17 protein-coding genes are annotated in these 17770 nt (G+C 67.6%); 11 read left to right on the top strand and 6 right to left on the bottom strand.

The window, feature by feature from the left end; translation table 11 throughout:
• Positions 1-63: 63 nt before the first annotated feature.
• The 8 genes from VAR608DRAFT_RS26235 (at position 64) to VAR608DRAFT_RS26270 (ending at position 8085) form a co-directional block, all read left to right on the top strand.
• On the top strand, positions 64-1266 hold the full coding sequence (locus VAR608DRAFT_RS26235; RefSeq protein ID WP_088956738.1) for a substrate-binding domain-containing protein: 1203 nt from the start codon (positions 64-66) through the stop codon (positions 1264-1266).
• A gap of 113 nt (positions 1267-1379) precedes the next feature.
• On the top strand, positions 1380-2846 hold the full coding sequence (locus tag VAR608DRAFT_RS26240) for an extracellular catalytic domain type 2 short-chain-length polyhydroxyalkanoate depolymerase (protein ID WP_443082893.1): 1467 nt from the start codon (positions 1380-1382) through the stop codon (positions 2844-2846).
• 42 nt (positions 2847-2888) lie between these two features.
• Complete coding sequence (locus VAR608DRAFT_RS26245; protein WP_088956739.1) at positions 2889-3722, top strand: ABC transporter ATP-binding protein; 834 nt, start codon at positions 2889-2891, stop codon at positions 3720-3722.
• Positions 3719-4447, top strand: a complete 729-nt coding sequence (locus VAR608DRAFT_RS26250; RefSeq protein WP_088956740.1) for an ABC transporter ATP-binding protein — start codon at positions 3719-3721, stop codon at positions 4445-4447. Before VAR608DRAFT_RS26245 ends, VAR608DRAFT_RS26250 begins: the two co-directional genes overlap by 4 nt.
• Positions 4444-5424 (top strand): branched-chain amino acid ABC transporter permease, encoded by a 981-nt coding sequence (locus VAR608DRAFT_RS26255; RefSeq protein ID WP_088956741.1) that lies wholly within the window; start codon positions 4444-4446, stop codon positions 5422-5424. The genes VAR608DRAFT_RS26250 and VAR608DRAFT_RS26255 overlap by 4 nt, the downstream gene beginning before the upstream one ends.
• A 147-nt stretch (positions 5425-5571) precedes the next feature.
• Positions 5572-6633 carry a branched-chain amino acid ABC transporter permease gene (locus VAR608DRAFT_RS26260; RefSeq protein ID WP_088956742.1) on the top strand — a complete coding sequence of 354 codons (1062 nt, stop codon included), beginning with the start codon at positions 5572-5574 and terminating at the stop codon, positions 6631-6633.
• A 20-nt stretch (positions 6634-6653) separates the two neighbouring features.
• Positions 6654-7529 carry an alpha/beta fold hydrolase gene (locus tag VAR608DRAFT_RS26265; RefSeq protein ID WP_088956743.1) on the top strand — a complete coding sequence of 292 codons (876 nt, stop codon included), beginning with the start codon at positions 6654-6656 and terminating at the stop codon, positions 7527-7529.
• 49 nt (positions 7530-7578) lie between these two features.
• A complete protein-coding gene (locus tag VAR608DRAFT_RS26270) occupies positions 7579-8085 on the top strand; it encodes a DUF1993 domain-containing protein (protein WP_088956744.1) in 507 nt (168 codons plus the stop codon).
• A 15-nt stretch (positions 8086-8100) separates the two neighbouring features.
• Here the strand turns inward: VAR608DRAFT_RS26270 and hemH are convergent, their stop codons facing one another.
• On the bottom strand, positions 8101-9138 hold the full coding sequence (hemH, locus tag VAR608DRAFT_RS26275) for a ferrochelatase (RefSeq protein WP_088956745.1): 1038 nt from the start codon (positions 9136-9138) through the stop codon (positions 8101-8103).
• 15 nt (positions 9139-9153) lie between these two features.
• On the opposite strand from hemH, the gene VAR608DRAFT_RS26280 reads away from it, so the two are divergent.
• Positions 9154-9885, top strand: a complete 732-nt coding sequence (locus VAR608DRAFT_RS26280; protein ID WP_088956746.1) for an HAD family hydrolase — start codon at positions 9154-9156, stop codon at positions 9883-9885.
• 3 nt (positions 9886-9888) lie between these two features.
• Here the strand turns inward: VAR608DRAFT_RS26280 and VAR608DRAFT_RS26285 are convergent, their stop codons facing one another.
• The 4 genes from VAR608DRAFT_RS26285 to VAR608DRAFT_RS26300 form a co-directional block, all read right to left on the bottom strand.
• Positions 9889-10431, bottom strand: a complete 543-nt coding sequence (locus VAR608DRAFT_RS26285; protein ID WP_088956747.1) for a hypothetical protein — start codon at positions 10429-10431, stop codon at positions 9889-9891.
• The gene (locus VAR608DRAFT_RS26290) at positions 10431-11114 is read right to left on the bottom strand and encodes a C39 family peptidase (RefSeq protein ID WP_088958986.1); all 684 of its coding nucleotides are present in this window, start codon (positions 11112-11114) and stop codon (positions 10431-10433) included. Before VAR608DRAFT_RS26290 ends, VAR608DRAFT_RS26285 begins: the two co-directional genes overlap by 1 nt.
• Before the next feature lie 19 nt (positions 11115-11133).
• Positions 11134-11505, bottom strand: a complete 372-nt coding sequence (locus tag VAR608DRAFT_RS26295) for a hypothetical protein (protein WP_088956748.1) — start codon at positions 11503-11505, stop codon at positions 11134-11136.
• A 96-nt stretch (positions 11506-11601) separates the two neighbouring features.
• On the bottom strand, positions 11602-12984 hold the full coding sequence (locus VAR608DRAFT_RS26300) for a hypothetical protein (protein ID WP_088956749.1): 1383 nt from the start codon (positions 12982-12984) through the stop codon (positions 11602-11604).
• 568 nt (positions 12985-13552) lie between these two features.
• Here VAR608DRAFT_RS26300 and VAR608DRAFT_RS26305 point away from each other — a divergent pair.
• The gene (locus VAR608DRAFT_RS26305; protein WP_088956750.1) at positions 13553-14932 is read left to right on the top strand and encodes an acetate kinase; all 1380 of its coding nucleotides are present in this window, start codon (positions 13553-13555) and stop codon (positions 14930-14932) included.
• Positions 14933-14948: 16 nt separating this feature from the next.
• The gene (locus tag VAR608DRAFT_RS26310; RefSeq protein ID WP_088956751.1) at positions 14949-16451 is read left to right on the top strand and encodes a sigma-54 dependent transcriptional regulator; all 1503 of its coding nucleotides are present in this window, start codon (positions 14949-14951) and stop codon (positions 16449-16451) included.
• On the opposite strand, the gene hpnE is transcribed toward VAR608DRAFT_RS26310, so the two are convergent.
• Positions 16448-17728, bottom strand: coding sequence for a hydroxysqualene dehydroxylase HpnE (hpnE, locus tag VAR608DRAFT_RS26315; protein ID WP_088956752.1), 1281 nt, complete (start codon positions 17726-17728; stop codon positions 16448-16450). The two genes, VAR608DRAFT_RS26310 and hpnE, sit on opposite strands and share 4 nt — an antisense overlap.
• Between the last annotated feature and the right edge of the window lie 42 nt (positions 17729-17770).

Here is a 17770-nt window from a genome sequence, read left to right on the forward strand (position 1 = left end):
CCGGGGTAGCGGCGACTGGCACGAACTGTGCAACATTCAGTCACCTTCAACTGGAGACAAATAATGCAACGTCGTCACCTCGTCGCGCTGGCTGGCATCGCCGCTGCGGCCGCCACCACCCTGAGCGCACCGGCCTGGGCGCAGTCCAACGAGATCCGCATCGCCCACATCTACAGCAAGACCGGGCCGCTCGAAGCCTACGGCAAGCAGACGCAGACCGGGCTGATGATGGGCCTGGACTACGCCACGGGCGGCACCATGGAGATCAACGGCAAGAAGATCGTCGTGATCGAGAAGGACGACCAGGGCAAGCCGGACCTCGGCAAGTCGCTGCTGGCGGCCGCCTATGCCGACGACAAGGCGGCAATCGCGGTCGGCCCCACGTCGTCCAGTGTCGCGCTCGCGATGCTGCCGGTGGCCGAGGAATACAAGAAGATCCTGCTGGTCGAGCCCGCGGTGGCCGATTCGATCACCGGCGACAAGTGGAACAAGTACATCTTCCGCACCGGCCGCAACTCCAGCCAGGATGCGATCAGCAATGCAGTGGCCATGGACGCCAGCGACATTTCGGTGGCCACGCTGGCGCAGGACTATGCCTTCGGTCGCGACGGCGTCAAAGCTTTCAAGGACGCGCTGAAGAAGACCAAGATCGTCCATGAGGAATACCTGCCGCCCGCCACCACCGATTTCACCGCGGGTATTCAGCGCATGGTCGATGCCCTGAAAGACAAGCCCGGCCGCAAGGTGATCGCCGTGGTGTGGGCCGGTGCCACCACGCCGTTCAATGCGCTGGCGGACGCCGACCTCAAGAAACGCTACAACATCGACGTGGGCACGGGCGGCAATATCCTGCCGGCCATGACGGCATACAAACGCTTCCCGGGCATGGAGGGCGCGACGTACTACTACTTCGGCATCCCGAAGAACCCGGTGAACGAGGCGATGGTCGCGGCGCACTACAAGGAATTCAAGGCGCCGCCGGACTTCTTCACGGCGGGCGGCTTCTCGGCCGCGATGGCGCTGGTCACCGCGCTCAAGAAGACGGGCGGCGACACCAGCACCAACAAGCTCATCGGGGCCATGGAAGGCATGAGCTTCGACACGCCCAAGGGCAAGATGACATTCCGCAAGGAAGACCACCAGGCGATGCAGAGCATGTACCACTTCAAGATCAAGGCAGACCCGGCGTTCGCGTGGGGCGTGCCTGAGCTGGTCCATGAGATCAAGCCGGAGGAAATGGACATCCCGATCCGGAACAAGCGCTAAGCCGCGCATCGGCCCCTGCGAGGGGCCGCCCATTCACAAGACGCTTTCCCCATCTGTCCTCCTCGCGAGAGGAGGCGGTTCAGTGCACCTCGAAAAAGCCAACGGAGACAAGCATGAAGCGCAACTGGATGATGATGAAGATGAGCCTGGTCGCGGCCTTCGCCGCGCTGGCGGGCCACGCGGCCACGGCTGCGGTGCCGCTGCCGGCGCTCGGGGCCAATTCCGCGGAGGTCAGCGTGTCCGGCCTGTCGGCGGGCGGGTTCATGGCGGTGCAGCTGCACGTCGCCTATTCGGCGACCTTCAAGCGCGGGGCGGGCGTCGTCGCTGGCGGGCCGTACTACTGTGCCGAAGGGTCGATCGTCAACGCGACGGGGCGCTGCATGTCGCACAGCAGCAGCATCCCGGTGTCGTCGCTGGTCAGCACCACCAACAGCTGGGCCTCGAGCGGCACCATCGATCCGGTGTCGAACCTCGCGAACTCGAAGGTGTATCTCTACTCCGGCACCTCGGACAACACGGTGGTGCAGGCGGTGATGAACGACCTGCAAACCTACTACCAGAGCTTCGTTCCGACGGCCAACACTTTCTACAAGAACAACATCGGTTCCGGCCACGCCATGATCACGGATGACTACGGCAGCAGCTGCAGCACCACGGCCTCGCCCTACATCAACAACTGCGGCTTCGACCTGGCGGGCGACATCCTCCAGTACCTCTACGGCGCGCTGAACGCGCGCAACAACGGCACGCTCTCGGGCACCTTCACCGAGTTCAACCAGACCGATTTCGTGAGCGGCCACGGCATGGCCGCAACCGGCTGGATCTACGTGCCGCAAAGCTGCAACAGCAGCTCGTGCCGCGTGCACGTGGTGCTGCACGGCTGCAAGCAGAACTACTCCGACATCGGCGACAAGTACGTGCGCGACACGGGCTACAACCGCTGGGCCGATACCAACAACATCATCCTGATCTACCCGCAGACCAGCACGGCAGCGACCAACAGCTGCTTCGACTGGTGGGGCTACGACAACGCGAACTACGCGAAGAAGTCGGGCCCGCAGATGGCGGCGATCAAGGCCATGGTCGATCGCGTGACCAGCGGCTCGACCGGCGGCGGTGGCGGATCGACGCTGGCCGCACCGACCGGCGTCGGCACGTCCGGCGCGACCAGCAGCAGCATGGTGATCGGATGGAACGCCGTCTCGGGCGCCGCGAGCTACAACGTCTACCGCGGCGGCAGCAAGGTCAATGCGTCGGCGGTGTCGGCCACCAGCTACACCGACACCGGGCTCGCCGCATCGACCACCTACAGCTGGAGCGTGACCGCGGTCGATACGAGCAACGTCGAAGGCGCGATGTCCTCGGCCGCGACAGGCACCACGCTCGCGGCCAGCGGCGGCACCACGCCGGTCTGCTACACCGCGAGCAACTACGCGCACACCACTGCGGGGCGCGCCACGCAGAGCGGCGGCTACACCTACGCCAACGGTTCCAACCAGAACATGGGCCTGTGGAACACCTTCGTCACCACGACCCTGAAGCAGACCGGGACCAACTACTACGTGATTGGCAGCTGCTGATTCCAAACCGCGCCGCCGCAAGGCGGCTTCCTGACTCGATCGATGCTTGAGACCCGAAACCTGACCATCCGCTTCGGCGGCCATGTGGCGGTCAATGCCGTCAGCTGCGCCTTCGCGCCCGGCACATTGACCGCCATCGTCGGCCCCAATGGCGCCGGCAAGACCACCTACTTCAATCTCATCTCGGGCCAGCTCAAGGCGACCGAGGGCTCGGTGACGCTCGACGGGCAATCGCTCTCGGGCCTGCCGGCCTCGGCACGCACACGGGCGGGGCTGGGGCGCGCGTTCCAGCTCACGAACCTGTTTCCCAACCTCACGGTGCTGGAGAACGTGCGGCTCGCGGTGCAGGCCACGCGCGAGGGCGCGCACCGGCGCGGCCTCAATCTCTGGAGCATCTGGAGCGACCACCGCGCGCTGACCGAGCGCGCCGACCGGATCCTGGCCGACGTGGCGCTCAAGGCCAAGGAGCACGCGAGCGTCGCGAGCCTGCCGCACGGCGACCAGCGCAAGCTCGAAGTCGCGCTCTTGATGGCGCTCGAGCCGAAGGTGTTCATGTTCGACGAGCCGACCGCCGGCATGAATGCCGCCGAGGCGCCGGTGATCCTCGACCTGATCCGCGCGCTCAAGAAGGACAAGACCAAGACCATCCTCCTGGTCGAACACAAGATGGACGTGGTGCGCGAGCTCGCGGACCGCATCATCGTGCTGCACAACGGCCAGCTCGTGGCCGACGGCGAGCCGGCCGAGGTGATCGCCTCGCCGGTGGTGCAGGAGGCGTACCTCGGCTTGCCTTCGGCTGGCGCCGAGGACGCTTCGCGCCATGTGCCCGCCCCCATCCCGGCCTTCCCCCGCGCGGGGGAAGGAGAAACACCATGAACCAGGCCAATCTTCTGACGCTCAAGGGCGTTCATACGCATATCGGCGCCTATCACATCCTCCACGGCGTGGACCTCACGGTGCCCAAGGGCCAGCTCACGATGCTGCTGGGCCGCAACGGCGCCGGCAAGACGACCACGCTGCGGACCATCATGGGCCTGTGGCATGCATCGCACGGCAGCGTGCGCTTCGGCAGCACCGACATCACCGCGATGCGCACGCCGCAGATCGCCGAGCTCGGCATCGCCTACGTGCCCGAGAACATGGGCATCTTCTCGGATCTCACCGTGAAGGAGAACATGCTGCTGGCCGCGCGAAGCGCGAAGAACGCCGACCAGATGGACGACACGCGGCTGAAATGGATCTTCAAGCTCTTCCCGGCGGTCGAGAAGTTCTGGAACCACCCGGCCGGCAAGCTCTCGGGCGGGCAGAAGCAGATGCTCGCGGTGTCGCGCGCGATCGTCGAGCCGCGCGAGCTGCTGATCGTCGACGAGCCCAGCAAGGGCCTCGCGCCCGCGATCATCAACAACATGATCGACGCCTTCAGCGAGCTCAAGAAGAGCGGCGTGACGATCCTGCTCGTCGAACAGAACATCAACTTCGCGCAACGCCTGGGCGACACGGTGGCCGTGATGGACAACGGCGTCGTGGTGCACAGCGGCAGCATGGCCGCGTTCTCGGCGGATGAAGCCTTGCAGCAATCCCTGCTGGGGCTCGCACTATGAACAAAGATTTCGACTGGAAACCCCTGGCTCTGGTGCCGCTGCTCGCGCTGATCGCGCTGCCGCTGACCGGCTCCGTCTCGACCTGGCTCACGCTCACCGTTGCGGGCCTCGCGATGGGGATGATCATCTTCATCATCGCTTCCGGCCTCACGCTGGTCTTCGGGCTGATGGACGTGCTCAACTTCGGCCACGGCGTGTTCATCGCGCTCGGCGCCTTCGTCGCGAGCACCGTGCTCGGCGGCATGAGCGACTGGACCGGATCGCAGGATCTGTGGCGCAACCTCGTGGCCGTCTTCCCGGCCATGCTCGTCGCGATGCTGGTGGCGGGCGCGGTGGGCCTGGCCTTCGAGCGCTTCATCGTGCGGCCGGTCTACGGCCAGCACCTCAAGCAGATCCTCATCACGATGGGCGGCATGATCATCGGCGAGGAACTGATCAAGGTGATCTGGGGCCCCGGCCAGATCCCGCTGCCTCTGCCCGATGCGCTGCGCGGCTCGCTGTTCATCGGCGATGCGGCGATCAGCAGGTACCGCATCCTCGCGGTGATCGTCGGCATCTTCGTCTTCGGCCTGCTGGCCTGGACGCTGGGCCGGACCAAGATCGGCCTTTTGATCCGCGCCGGCGTGCAGGACCGCGAGATGGTCGAGTCGCTCGGCTACCGCATCGGCCGGCTGTTCGTCGGCGTGTTCGTGGTGGGCAGCGCGCTGGCCGGTCTCGGCGGCGTGATGTGGGGGCTGTTCCAGCAGAACCTCATTCCGCAGATGGGCGCGCAGGTCAACGTGCTGATCTTCATCGTGATCATCATCGGCGGCCTCGGCTCGACCACCGGCGCGCTCATCGGCGCGCTGCTGGTGGGCCTGATGAACAACTACACCGGCTTCCTGATGCCGACGCTCACGCAGTTCGCGAGCATCTTCCTGATGGTCGCCGTCTTGCTATGGCGTCCGCAGGGCGTCTATCCCGTCGTGAACAGATGACTCACCCCCAGCCTCGCCCACTTCGTGTGGCTCTGACACCCCCTCTCCGGGGGCAATCCCGGCGGCCCGGCAAAGCCGGTTCCGCGGGATTCCTGGTCTTGACCGTCCCTGTTTCATGCCTCGCCCCATTGCGAAGGGGAATCTGAGATGAAGTCCGTTTTCTCCCGTCTTCTTTCCAACGATGCGCCGCGCAGCCGCGTGCTCGCGGTGCTGCTGGTCGCGGTGCTGCTGGGGCTGGCGTTTGCGCCGTTCATCTTCCCGGGCGTCAAGGCGCTCAGCGTGGCGGCCAAGGTGCTGGTCTTCATCGTGCTGGTCGCGAGCTTCGACCTGCTGCTCGGCTACACCGGCATCGTGAGCTTCGCGCAGACGATGTTCTTCGGCATCGGCGCCTACGGCATCGCCATCTCGGCGACGCGCCTCGGGGCGGGGTGGGGCCCCTTGCTGCTCGGGCTGGGCGTGGCGCTCGCGATCTCGCTGGTGCTGTCGCTCGCCATCGGCCTGTTCTCGCTCAGGGTGCGCGCGATCTTCTTCGCGATGATCACGCTCGCGGTAGCCGCGGCTTTCCAGACGCTGGCTTCGCAGTTGTCGGACTTCACCGGTGGCGAGGATGGCCTGACCTTCAAGCTGCCCGAGCTGATCTCGCCGAGCTTCGAGTTCGCGGAAGAGCCGTTCCTCGGCGTCTCGCTCGACGGCCGGCTGCTGTGCTACTACATGCTCTTCGTGCTCGCGGTGGTGCTGGTGCTGGCCCTGCTGCGCATCGTGAATTCGCCCTTCGGCCGCGTGCTGCAGGCGATCCGCGAGAACGAGTTCCGCGCCGAGGCGATCGGCTACCGCGTGGTGGTGTATCGCACCACCGCGTCGGTGCTGTCGGCGCTGTTCGCGACGCTCGCGGGCGCGATGCTCGCGATCTGGCTTCGCTACAACGGCCCGGACACCTCGCTGAGCTTCGAAATCATGATCGACGTGCTGCTGATCGTGGTCATCGGCGGCATGGGCACGATCTACGGCGCGGTGATCGGCAGCGTGATCTTCGTGGTCGCGCAGAGCTACCTGCAGGACTTGCTGCGCATCGGCAGCGAGGCGGCGAGCGGCGCGACGTGGCTCTCGGCGCTCTTGTCACCCGACCGCTGGCTCTTGTGGCTCGGGGTGCTGTTCGTGCTCTCGGTCTATTACTTCCCCACGGGCATCGTCGGCCGCCTGAGGAAATGAATCACGCCGGAATCCTTGAAATGAACCTGCCTACTTCCAACTACGCACAACTCGCCGGGTACGAGATCCACTGGATGGATTGGGGCCGGGCCGGCGATCCCGTCGTCGTCGCCTGGCATGGCCTGGCGCGCACCTGCCGCGACATGGACGAGCTGGCGGCGCATTTCGCGGCGCGCGGCTTCCGCGTGATCTGCCCCGACACCATCGGCCGCGGCCTGAGCCAGTGGAGCAGGGCGCCGGACGATGAATACAAGCTCTCGTTCTACGCCCGGCTGGCATCGGCGCTGTGCGACGAGCTGAAGCTCACGCGCGTGCACTGGGTCGGCACCTCGATGGGCGGCGCGATCGGCATGGTCTGCGCGGGCGGCCTGGTCGAACCGGCGATGAAGCCGCGGATCGCGAGCCTGGTGCTCAACGACAACGCGCCGCAGCTCTCGTCGGCAGCACTCGACCGCATCCGTGCGTACGCGGGCCAGCCGCCGGCCTTCGACACGGTGCTGGAACTCGAAGCCTTCTTCCGCACCGTCTACAAGCCCTACGGCTGGCTCAGCGATGCGCAATGGCGGCGGTTGACCGAGACCTCGACCCGGCGCCTGCCCGACGGCCGCGTGACGCCGCATTACGACCCGATGATGGTGCGGCAGTTCATCGTGCATCCCGAGGACTACGTGCTGTGGTCGCATTACGACGCGATCGAGGCGCCCGTGCTGTGCCTTCGCGGCGTGGACTCCGACCTCGTGCTGCCGGAGACGCTGGAGCAAATGCGCCGCCGCGGACCCGGCGGCAGGAGCCGCCTGCAGATCATCGAAGTGCCCGGTTGCGGCCACGCGCCGGCCTTGAACGTGCCGGCGCATCTGGACCCGATCGAGGCCTTCGTGCGCAGGGCCGGCGCGTGATCCGTGGCGGCCGCACAATCGGGCGGCCGCTACAACTCGGAGTCAATTCATGGCGCTTTCGCTCTACGATATTTCCGTCCCGGTGTTCACCCGCGCGCTGGGCCAGCTTTCCCACATCCTCGACAAGGGCCTCGCGCATGCGCAGGCCTCGGGCATCGATCCTTCGCAGCTCGTCGACGCGCGTCTCGCGCCGGACATGTTCACGCTCGCCGGGCAGGTCCAGAGCGCGAGCGATGCCGCCAAGTTCGGCGTGGCGCGCATCGCCGGCATCACCGGGCCGAGCTTTCCCGACACCGAATCGACGTATGCCGAGCTTCAGGCGCGCGTCGCGAAGACCATCGACTACCTGGGCACCGTGGACCGCGGGCTGATCGATGGCCACGAGGACCGAGAGGTGGTCATGAAGGTCCGGGGCAACGAGCTGAAGTTCACCGCCCAGCGCTACCTGCTGCAGTTCGCGATCCCGAACTTCTTCTTCCACGTCACCACCGCCTATGACATCCTGCGGCACAACGGCGTGCCGATCGGCAAGCTCGACTATCTCGGGCGCTACTGAGCTTCGCGCCCCGGCTCACGCGCCGCGCTGCTGCGTCGGCCAGCCCGCGAGATGGCGCTCCGCGATGCCCGCGAGCGCGGTGATCCAGGCGTTGCTGTCGTTGAGGCAGGGGATGTAGGTGAATTCCTTGCCGCCCGCATGCAGGAAGGCGTCGCGGCCTTCCATCGCGATTTCCTCCAGCGTCTCCAGGCAGTCGGCGGGGAAGCCCGGGCACATCACGTCGACCCGCCTGACGCCCTTGGCGCCGAGCTCGCGAAGCAGGGGCTCGGTGTACGGATCGAGCCACTTGGCGCGGCCGAAGCGGGACTGGTAGGTCACGCGGTACTGGTCGGGCGTGAGCTGCAGGCGTTCGGCCAAGAGGCGCGCGGTGACCACGCATTGCGCGTGGTACGGATCGCCCAGCCGGATGTTGCGCGCCGGAATGCCGTGGAAGCTCAGCACCAGCTGGTCGGGCCGGCCATGCTGCTGCCAGTGGCGCACGACGCTGCGCGCGAGCGCGTCGATGTAGCCGGCGTCGTCGTGGTAGTCGTTGACGAAGCGGAACTCCGGCACGCGGCGCACGCGCGCGCTCCAGGCATTCACCTCGTCGATCACGCTGGCCGTGGTGGTGGCGGAGTACTGCGGATAGGCCTGCAACACCAGCACGCGGGTGACGCCCTCCGCGCGGAGTTCGTCGAGCCGGCTCGCAATCGATGGCTGGCCGTAGCGCATCGCATCGCGCACCGTCACCCGATGGCCGTGCTCGCCGAGCCAGCCGGAAAGCATGGTGGCCTGCTTCTTCGTCCACACCTTGAGCGGCGAGCCCTCGGGCATCCAGATGCTGGCGTACTTGGCGGCGGATTTCGCGGGCCGTGTGCGCAGGATCACGCCGTGCAGGATCGGCATCCACGCGGCCTTCGGAATCTCGACCACGCGCGGATCGCCGAGGAAGGCGGCGAGGAAGGGCCGCACGGCCTTGGCCGTCGGTTCATCGGGCGAGCCCAGGTTGCACCAGAGCACGGCAGTGCGCCCTGGGGCCATGTCGGCGGCGGGCGGTTCTTGTCGGAAAGGCATGCGATATTCTCGGCCATGGCTCTCGCGACCCCCGATTCCCTGACCCTCGACGTGAAGCGCATCGCCGCGATCTCGCTCGATCTGGACGACACCCTCTGGCCGATCTGGCCCACCATCGAGCGCGCTGAGCGCGTGCTGCACGCCTGGTTGATGCGCGAGGCGCCGAGGACCGCCAGCCTGCTGATCACGCCCGGCGTGCTGCGCGAGTTGCGCGAGGCGACGGCCAAGGAGCGTTCCGATCTGGCGCACGACCTGAGCGCGCTGCGCCGCGAATCGATTCGCGCCGCCTTGGTGCGCACCGGCGAGAACCCGGCGCTGGCCGAGCCGGCCTTCGACATCTTCTTCGCGGAGCGCCAGCGCGTGGAGCTCTACGACGATGTGCTGCCCGCGCTCAAGTGGCTCAGCGAGCGCTATCCGCTGGTCGCGGTTTCCAACGGCAATGCCGATGTCCACCGCACCGGCGTCGGACGCTGGTTCCGCACCGCGTTCAACGCGCGCGAATTCGGCAGCGGCAAGCCGCATGCGCCGATCTTCCGGGCTGCGGCGGCATCGGTCGGCCTGCTGCCCGAGGACGTGCTCCACGTAGGCGACGACGCGGCGCTCGACGTGGTCGGCGCGCTCGGCGCCGGCATGCAGGCGGCATGGCTGGTGCGCGACGAACGCCCGTGGGAGCACGACGCGCGCCCGCAACTCATCGTGCCCAATCTGCACGCGCTGTGCGTGGCGCTGGAGGCCGGCGGCGCCTGACGCTCACCGTGAGCCGATGGCTGCGGCGATGCTGTCGTTCAGCGTCGAGAGGATGTTGAGGCTCCTCACCATCCCGGCCGAATTGCTCGATGCGTTGATGATCGTCTGGTTGGCGATCTGCTGGTTGTTCAGCGAGTTCTGGATCACGGTGCCGAAGTTCGAGGTGCCGCCCTGCGCCTGGAAGCTATTGCCGGGCCCGTTCTGGACCAGGTTCAGGCTCGCGAGCTGCTTGTCGAGCTGCGCCGCCTGCACCGGCGTGAGGTCGGTGATATGGCCGAAGTCCAGCGTCGTCTGCGTCACCAGATCACCGTTGATGTAGACCGCGCGGGTGATGCCGAAGCTCACCATCAGGCCGGTCCCGGCGGGGTCGAAGCCGCCGCGCAGCTGGTCGAGGTCGTGGTTGCTCGCCGCGATCCAGATCTCTTCCGTTCTTTGCGGCTGCTCGGATTCCGGATCGTCTGCGCGCGCCGGCGACAGCACGCTTCCCACCATCAGCGCATAGAGCCCGATGACCAGATGGACGAAGGGGGAGCGGCGCGCAGCCATCAGAAGTCTCCCGGTCCCAGCTTGGGCAGCGCGAGCATCTCCATGCCCTCGCGCGAGATGCTCTGGCCGAGCGGCGCGTGCGGCGCGACGCGCCAGTCGGCGGCGACGTTGAAGCGCGCGACGTCCATCCGGTTGTGGATCACGAAGAGCAGGCCGTTCTGCCACATCTCGTCGAAGTCCTTGCGCGAGAGAGCGCGCGTGCCCTGTGCCGGATCGCCGATCAGCACGCGGCCCGGCTGCAGGCCCTTGACGACCACGAAGTGGTGATAGCCGTTGGTGTTGATCAGCACGATGGCCGGGACACGCGCCTGCTGGAGCTTCTCGAGCGGCTGCTCGAAGCCGTCGGCCTCGAAGCCCAGCGTCTTCAGGTAGCGCTTCATGTCCAGCAGCGAGAAGCCCTCCTTGTGGATCTTCTCCTGGTCGCCGTTCTCGTACATCCAGGTGAACACCTGCTGCTCGGTGACCGGATAGTTGAAGTGGTGCGTGAGCAGCGTGGCGACTGCGGCCGAGCCGCAGCTGAAGTCGTACTTCTGGATCAGCGTGCGCGCCTGGCGCTGCTTCTTCAGGCTTGTCACGGGTATGTTGAAGTCGCCCATACCCATGGATGGCATATAGGCCCGCTCCTTTTCCTCTTGGGCGGGCGCCGCGGTGGCCACGGCCAGCAGTGCGAGGGAGAGCAGCATGCCGCGCACGTCACTCTCCTCAGTTCATCTGCACGTGGACGATCACCGCGTTCTGGATCAGTACGTTCGCGCCAGAGTTCTGGATCACGACCGGCAGCCCGCTCATGTTGGCGAACGAGCCCGAACTGATGGTGTTGTCCCCCGTCTCGACATTGCGGGCCGAATTGCCGGCCGTCGTGCCGTTCAGGGTCATGTCGTTGCGGACCACCTCGGCTCCGCCCCGATAGCCTGCCAGCGTGGCCGAGTCGACCGGCGTGGCGACGAACGCCACGGCCTCCTCGGCCTTCGCCGTTGTCTCGCTGCCTGGCAGGGCGCCTTGCGCCACAGCCGCAACCGGCAGCAGCATCCCCAGGGCCATGCAAGCGGTCCCGAGGAAAGTGGTGGATTTCATGGCGTCTCCCTATGGCCTGCCGTGAAGACGAGCCGACGTGCGCCGCACAGCCTGAACGGGTCAGGCCGTGCGGCACGCATCGGGCTTCGCTATCGATCAGTGACCGACAGTCAGGTTGGCCTGGACGTTCACACTCTGTTGAACCAGCGACGCGAGTCCGCTGTTCTGGTTCGCGACCATGATGCCGGCGGCGGTCTGGCCGACGCTCGTCATGGTGTTGGACATGTTGAACGTGCCGGCGTTGACGGACACCGAGCCGCCTGCGCCACCCGTGCCACCGTTGCCGGTGCCGCCGGTGCCGCCAGCTGCCGTGTTGGTTCCGCCGCTGCCCGAGCCGCCCGCGCCGCCCGTGCCGCTGCCACCGTTTCCACCGGAGCCAGCCGTGTTGTTGCCGTTGCTGTCGCTGCCGGCCGTGGCGCTGCCGTTCGTGCTCGAGCCGCCTGCACCGCCTGTGCCTGCGCCGCCCGTGCGGGTTCCGCCGGACGTGGCCGTGGCTGCGCCACCGCCGCCGCCTGCGCCGCCCGCTCCGCCTGCGCCCGTGGCACCGCTCGCGCCGCCTGCGCCAGCCGTGCTGGTTCCGGTGCCCGCGCCGCCTGCGCCGCTCGCGCCGCCCGCGCCTGCCGACCCGGTGGTACCGGATGCGCCGCCAGCACCGCCCGCACCGCCGGCACCGCCCACTCCGTTGCCGCCATCGCCGCCGGCGCCGCCGGAGTTGCCGCCGGAACTGCCGCCGCCGCCGCCGCCGCCGCTCCTTCCGCCCAGACCGGCCGCGAGACTTCCGCTGCTGCCGCCGCGGCCGCTATCGCCGCTCGAGCCGCCGCGTGCGCCGTCTCCGCCGGCGGACAAGGCCCCGGCTCCGCTCGAGCCATTGGCGCCGCCGCCAGCGCCGAGTCCACCGTTGCCGGCATCGCCGGAGCTGCCATTGGTGGTGTTGCCGCGCGTGATCGCGCCATTGGAGGCGCTTCCGCCTGCCGCGCCCACGGCGCCGTTGCCCACGGCACCGTTGCCACCCACGCCGGCGCCGGAGGCTTCGCCGCCGTGGCCGGTGCCGCCGTGTCCGCCCTGACCCGTGCCGCCATTGGCCGAGCCCCAGTTGTAGGCGTTATTGCCGATGCCGTAGATCCTGTTGCCCGACACCGAGCCTTCGAGCTTGCTGATGGCCGAGACCTTCGTCGTGTCGAAGGCGTTCGTGAAGGTGCCGGTCGACCCGTTGTTCAGGGCCGCGGAGCGTGCGGCGCTGGCCGTCGCATCGCCGGAGTCCTTGTTCGTGCTGCTGTCGTTGTGGCTGTCCGTGCGAGTGCTCGTGCTGGTACGGGTGCTGGTACGCGTGCTGGTACTCGTGCTGGTACTCGTATCCGTACTGGTGTTGCTGCCCGTCGTCGTTCTCTGGCCCGTGATCTGATCGGTGTCATTCGCAAGAGCCAGACCGCAGAAGCCGTAGGCAAGCGCTATGGCCGAGGCCACTAGTGTCTTTTTCATGAACCCTCCAGTAAAAGTTGAACAAGCATGGATTGACGTGCGTCGCCGCAAATCCAGGCCCGCATCGCAACTTCGATGCCAGCAAATTACGGCTTGTTTCGCCGGGACCTTTTCTCATTCGGAGCGCATCGAAGATGACGGAATGGCGACAAAGCACGGGGCCTTGCGCAGCGCTCGCGCGGGTGCTTTTTCAACGCCGACTGTCACATCCGCTTGACGGTGAACAGTGGCCGCGCCGTGGCGCTTTCGCTCGCAACACCAGCGTCCGCATTGACTTCGGCCGCGATGCGCGCGGATTCGCATTCTGTCTCGGCCGCGGTACACCGGTGCGGGCCGCTTCATCGCCGCCCGAGGACCCTTGCGCCGAACCAGCGACACCGCGTTTGCCTCCTGAACTGCCGCGTTCGCCGGGCCGATTCGCAACTGAACTGACACATCCCTGAGACAGGTTCCAGGCGACATTCGGTCGCTTACCTTTGTTTGCAACTTCCGGCTTTGCGCAGCTCAAGCATTGCGTTTACGCTGCTGCCGCACGCCTGGCCCAAGAAACAGGAAGAGAGGGACACCGATGGAGACCTACCGCTCGTACGGGGCGCTGTTGTTGCTTGCCTGTTCCTCGATGGCATCGCCCGATGCCATGGCCCAGTCGCAGGGTTCCCAGAGTTCCACCGGTTCCACAAATACAACGGCCGCACGAAACGCGAACCGGCGCGTCGAGGCGCTGCAGAAGCAGGTGACCGAGCAGGGCCAGCAGATCGAGGCCCTGCGCCGCCAGGCGGCCGAGCAGGAAACCCGTTACAAGGAACTCCAGGACCGCCTGTCGTCGCAGGAGGCGAAGACCGCCGCCGCCCCGCAGAGACCCGTTCCGATGCCCGCGCCGGGCTCGAAGATCGCCGAGGAAAAGCCCGCACCCGAAGGCGCGGCGGCCGAAGCCTCCGACACGTCCACGCGTCCGGTGCGCGTGGGTGTCGCGCCGAGCGAGGAGGCGCAGGCGCCACCGGTGGCCCAGCTGTTCGACGAGCCGAGCATCCTGACGCCCAAGGGCTCCTTCGTGCTGGAGCCCTCGCTGCAATACGGCTATTCGTCGAACAACCGCGTCGCGCTGGTCGGCTACACCGTGATTCCGGCGCTCCTGATCGGTCTGGTCGACGTGCGCGAATTCAAGCGCAACACCTTCATCGGCGCGTTGACGGGCCGCTGGGGCGCGACGAACCGCATGGAACTGGAGCTGAAGCTGCCTTATGTGGCGCGTTCGGACTCGACCATCAGCCGCGAGATCTTCACCGGTTCCGCGACCGACAACGTCTTCAATACGCACGGCAACGGCATGGGCGACATCGAAGCCGCCATCCGCTACCAGATCGCCGACGGCCGCGACAACAACAAGCCTTATGTGGTTGGCGGGCTGCGCTTCAAGGCGCGCAACGGCAAGGATCCGTTCGAGGTACCGACCGATTGCGTGACGCGCTGCATCGGCAACACCACCGGGACCGGCCTGCCGCTGGAGCTGCCGACGGGCTCAGGCTTCTATTCGCTGCAGCCGAGCCTGACCTTCCTGCTGCCGTCCGATCCGGCCGTGTTCTTCGGCGGCCTGAGCTACACCTATAACTTCCAGCGCAACGACGTCAGCCGCACGGTGCAGGGCGGACAGAAAGAGTTCCTCGGCGACGTGAAGGCCGGCGACGTGTGGGGTCTGAATTTCGGCATGGGCCTCGCGATCAACGAGCGCTCGTCGTTCAGCCTGGGCATGGAGCTGTATACCGTCGCACCGACCCAGCAGAACGGCCAGACGGTCATCGGTTCGGTACGTACGCAGCTCGCGTCCTTGCTGCTGGGTTACTCGTACCGCTACAGCAACAAGTCCGTGTTCAATGTGAGCGTGGGCGCCGGCCTGACGCGCGACACGCCCGACTTCCAGCTGACAGTCAGGTTCCCGATGTCCTTCTGAGCGGGGGCGTATCGGCATGCAGCCGGGAAGCATTCTTTGCGTGACGCTGGGCGGTGATGCGACCCAGGTCCTCGAACCCCTGATCGCGAGGGGCTGGGACGTGACGCAAGCGAGCGACCTGGTCGCCGCCGGCCGCATGCAGGCGCATCGGCATTTCAAGGTGGGCGTGCTGATCGTCGGCACGTCGCTGAACGTGCCGGAGGCCGCTGTCGAAGCCTGTGTCAACGCCTCGCCGGGCTCCGAGTGGGTGAGCCTCTGCGAGACCGAGGCGCTGGAGCACGCGGGCTTTCGCGAACTGGTGCTCGGCTGCTTCTTCGACCATCAGGTGATGCCGGTCGACCTCGGCGAACTCGAGATGACGCTGCAGCACGCGGACCAGCGCGCGCTGCTGCGATTGCGCCATGACGCGGCGCATCGCCATGCGGTCGACGCGCTCGGCATGGTGGGGCAGGGCCCGGCCATCACGCGGCTGCGCCAGCAGATCCGCAAGGTCGCCGCCACCGATGCGCCGGTGCTGATCGGCGGCGAAAGCGGCAGCGGCAAGGAGCTGGCGGCGCGGGCGATCCATCAATGCTCGCAGCGCTCGGCGGGGCCGTTCGTCGCGGTGAACTGCGGCGCGATCTCGCCGAACCTGATCCAGTCCGAGCTCTTCGGGCATGAGCGCGGCGCGTTCACCGGCGCCTCGTCGGAACGCCGCGGCCTCATCGAGGCGGCCAACGGCGGCACCATCTTCCTCGACGAGATCGGCGACCTGCCGATCGAGCTGCAGACCAACCTGCTGCGCTTCCTGCAGGAAAAGACCATCAGCCGCGTGGGCGCGGTGCGCAACCTGCACGTCGATGTACGCGTGGTCGCGGCGTCGCATGTGGATCTGGCGGAAGCGGTGGCCGTGGGGCAGTTCCGCGACGATCTGTTCTACCGCCTCAACGTGCTCTCGATCGAAGTCGCGCCCTTGCGGCGGCGCATGGAGGACGTGCCGATCCTCGCCGAGTATTTCTTCCAGCGCTGCGCCGCCAAGAGCAGGGCGCGCGTCAAGGGCTTCAGCCGGCAGGCGGTCGCGGCGATGCTCGCGCATGCCTGGCCGGGCAATGTGCGCGAACTCTTCAACCGCGTGCAGCGCGCGGTGGTGATGACCGACCGGCGCCTGATCGGGCCCGCCGATCTCGGCCTCGCGCCCGCGGACAACCCGGTCGGCATGGGGCTCGACGCCGCGCGGACCGTCGCCGAGCGCGACGCCATCGTGCTGACCCTGACCCGCGTCGGGCGCAACATCACGCATGCCGCACGCGAGCTCGGCGTGTCGCGCATGACCCTTTACCGCCTGATGGACAAGCACAGCATCGCGCTGGATTCCGAAATCCGGCCGCATGTGACCCAGCCCTGGCCGACGCCGCAGCCGACGCTGCGGACCGCGCCCGCGGCTGCCGTGGTCAATCCGCTGGAGACCGTGCTCGGCGCGCCGGCGGCCGGCTTCCATGCCGACTGGGACGGCGTCGGCAAGCCTTCGGGGCGGGCCTAGAGCGACGCGGCGGCCACGATCGCGCTGCGCACCGCGCCTTCGATGGTTCCGGGGTACGCGCCTTCGATGTAGTCGCCGCAGGCCAGGAGCCGTGGCGCGACCTGCATCGGCGGGCGGACCAGACCCGGCGTGCAGGCGAAGGTGGCGCGCCGTTCCATCACGGTCAGCACGGGCGCGAGCCGATCCAGCCCGAGCTGCTCGCGTGCCTGCGCGATCACTTGCTGCTGAAGCAGCTCGCGATCGTCGCCGCTCGCGCTGATGACGAAGGCGAGCAGGCCGCGCGGACCGCCGAGCTGTCCCCGGTCGAACGCGAACTGGGCGGGCGTCCGGGGGGCGCTGCGCAGTGCGAGAAAGGGCGCCGGAAGCCGCACGTCGCCATGCAGGTAGATGGTGGTGATGGCTTCGTGCGCCAACGCATCTGCGGTGGCGGACCAGCTTGCCGCAATGCCGGCCGAAAGCCGTGCGGCCTCCCACGGCGAGCACGCCAGCACCACGCGATCGAAAGCCTCGCCGTCGACCTGCCAGCCGTGGCCGGCCGGCTCGATCGAGCGCACGCGGCGGCCGAGTTCCGTGCGGGCGCCGCGCCCCTGCAGCCAGCGGTCGGCCGCCTGCGGAAACAGCGCGCCGAGATCGACGCGCGGCAACAGAAGCTCTGATCCACCCGGCGTGCGGAACAGCGCCTCGTCGAGCACGCGAAGAAAGACCTTGCCGCTGGCCTGCGCGGCCGGCGTGTTGAGCGCCGAGACGCACAGCGGCTCGGTGAGCTCCGCCTGCACGCGCGGCGTGAGCGGGGCGGAGAGATCGGCCACCGTTTCATGGTCCGCGCAGACGAAGCCCTGTCGCTGCCAGCGGGTGGCGGTCTTCAGCAGCGACAGCTTGTCCTGCCACGACCAGCCGCGTGCGCCGAGCACACCGGCCAGCACGTCCAGCGGCGCGATGCGGCGCGTCGCATGGTCGATCCATGGCGCAAGCCGCGGCAGCGACAGGCCGGTGCCATCCGGAAAGCGCAGGTTCAGCGGAACGCGCTGCAAGGCCTCGCGTGGATCGACGCCGACGCGCGCCATCAGGTCCAGCGAGGCGGTGTAGGCGCCGATGAGGATGTGCTGGCCGTTGTCGAGCAGGACTTCGCGGCCGTCCGGCAAGGTGGCGGCGACGGCACGCGCGCGGCCGCCCCAGTTGCGCGCGGCCTCGAACACGCTGACCGCATGGCCGGCGCGCACGGCTTCTACCGCGCACGCCATGCCCGCCCAGCCGCCCCCCACCACCGCGAGGTTCATGGCTCGCCCCCAGGCGGCGCGAAGCGCTCGCCCGTTCGCGGG

The organism is Variovorax sp. HW608 (genome assembly GCF_900090195.1).
Classification (GTDB): Bacteria; Pseudomonadota; Gammaproteobacteria; order Burkholderiales; family Burkholderiaceae_C; genus Variovorax.

Bases quoted from the DNA above. Each gene is read 5' to 3' on its own strand.
- VAR608DRAFT_RS26235 (WP_088956738.1), top strand. From the start codon at position 64: ATGCAACGTCGTCACCTCGTCGCGCTGGCTGGCATCGCCGCTGCGGCC.
- VAR608DRAFT_RS26240 (WP_443082893.1), top strand. From the start codon at position 1,380: ATGAAGCGCAACTGGATGATGATGAAGATGAGCCTGGTCGCGGCCTTC.
- VAR608DRAFT_RS26245 (WP_088956739.1), top strand. From the start codon at position 2,889: ATGCTTGAGACCCGAAACCTGACCATCCGCTTCGGCGGCCATGTGGCG.
- VAR608DRAFT_RS26250 (WP_088956740.1), top strand. From the start codon at position 3,719: ATGAACCAGGCCAATCTTCTGACGCTCAAGGGCGTTCATACGCATATC.
- VAR608DRAFT_RS26255 (WP_088956741.1), top strand. From the start codon at position 4,444: ATGAACAAAGATTTCGACTGGAAACCCCTGGCTCTGGTGCCGCTGCTC.
- VAR608DRAFT_RS26260 (WP_088956742.1), top strand. From the start codon at position 5,572: ATGAAGTCCGTTTTCTCCCGTCTTCTTTCCAACGATGCGCCGCGCAGC.
- VAR608DRAFT_RS26265 (WP_088956743.1), top strand. From the start codon at position 6,654: ATGAACCTGCCTACTTCCAACTACGCACAACTCGCCGGGTACGAGATC.
- VAR608DRAFT_RS26270 (WP_088956744.1), top strand. From the start codon at position 7,579: ATGGCGCTTTCGCTCTACGATATTTCCGTCCCGGTGTTCACCCGCGCG.
- hemH (WP_088956745.1), bottom strand. From the start codon at position 9,138: ATGCCTTTCCGACAAGAACCGCCCGCCGCCGACATGGCCCCAGGGCGC.
- VAR608DRAFT_RS26280 (WP_088956746.1), top strand. From the start codon at position 9,154: ATGGCTCTCGCGACCCCCGATTCCCTGACCCTCGACGTGAAGCGCATC.
- VAR608DRAFT_RS26285 (WP_088956747.1), bottom strand. From the start codon at position 10,431: ATGGCTGCGCGCCGCTCCCCCTTCGTCCATCTGGTCATCGGGCTCTAT.
- VAR608DRAFT_RS26290 (WP_088958986.1), bottom strand. From the start codon at position 11,114: ATGCTGCTCTCCCTCGCACTGCTGGCCGTGGCCACCGCGGCGCCCGCC.
- VAR608DRAFT_RS26295 (WP_088956748.1), bottom strand. From the start codon at position 11,505: ATGAAATCCACCACTTTCCTCGGGACCGCTTGCATGGCCCTGGGGATG.
- VAR608DRAFT_RS26300 (WP_088956749.1), bottom strand. From the start codon at position 12,984: ATGAAAAAGACACTAGTGGCCTCGGCCATAGCGCTTGCCTACGGCTTC.
- VAR608DRAFT_RS26305 (WP_088956750.1), top strand. From the start codon at position 13,553: ATGGAGACCTACCGCTCGTACGGGGCGCTGTTGTTGCTTGCCTGTTCC.
- VAR608DRAFT_RS26310 (WP_088956751.1), top strand. From the start codon at position 14,949: ATGCAGCCGGGAAGCATTCTTTGCGTGACGCTGGGCGGTGATGCGACC.
- hpnE (WP_088956752.1), bottom strand. From the start codon at position 17,728: ATGAACCTCGCGGTGGTGGGGGGCGGCTGGGCGGGCATGGCGTGCGCG.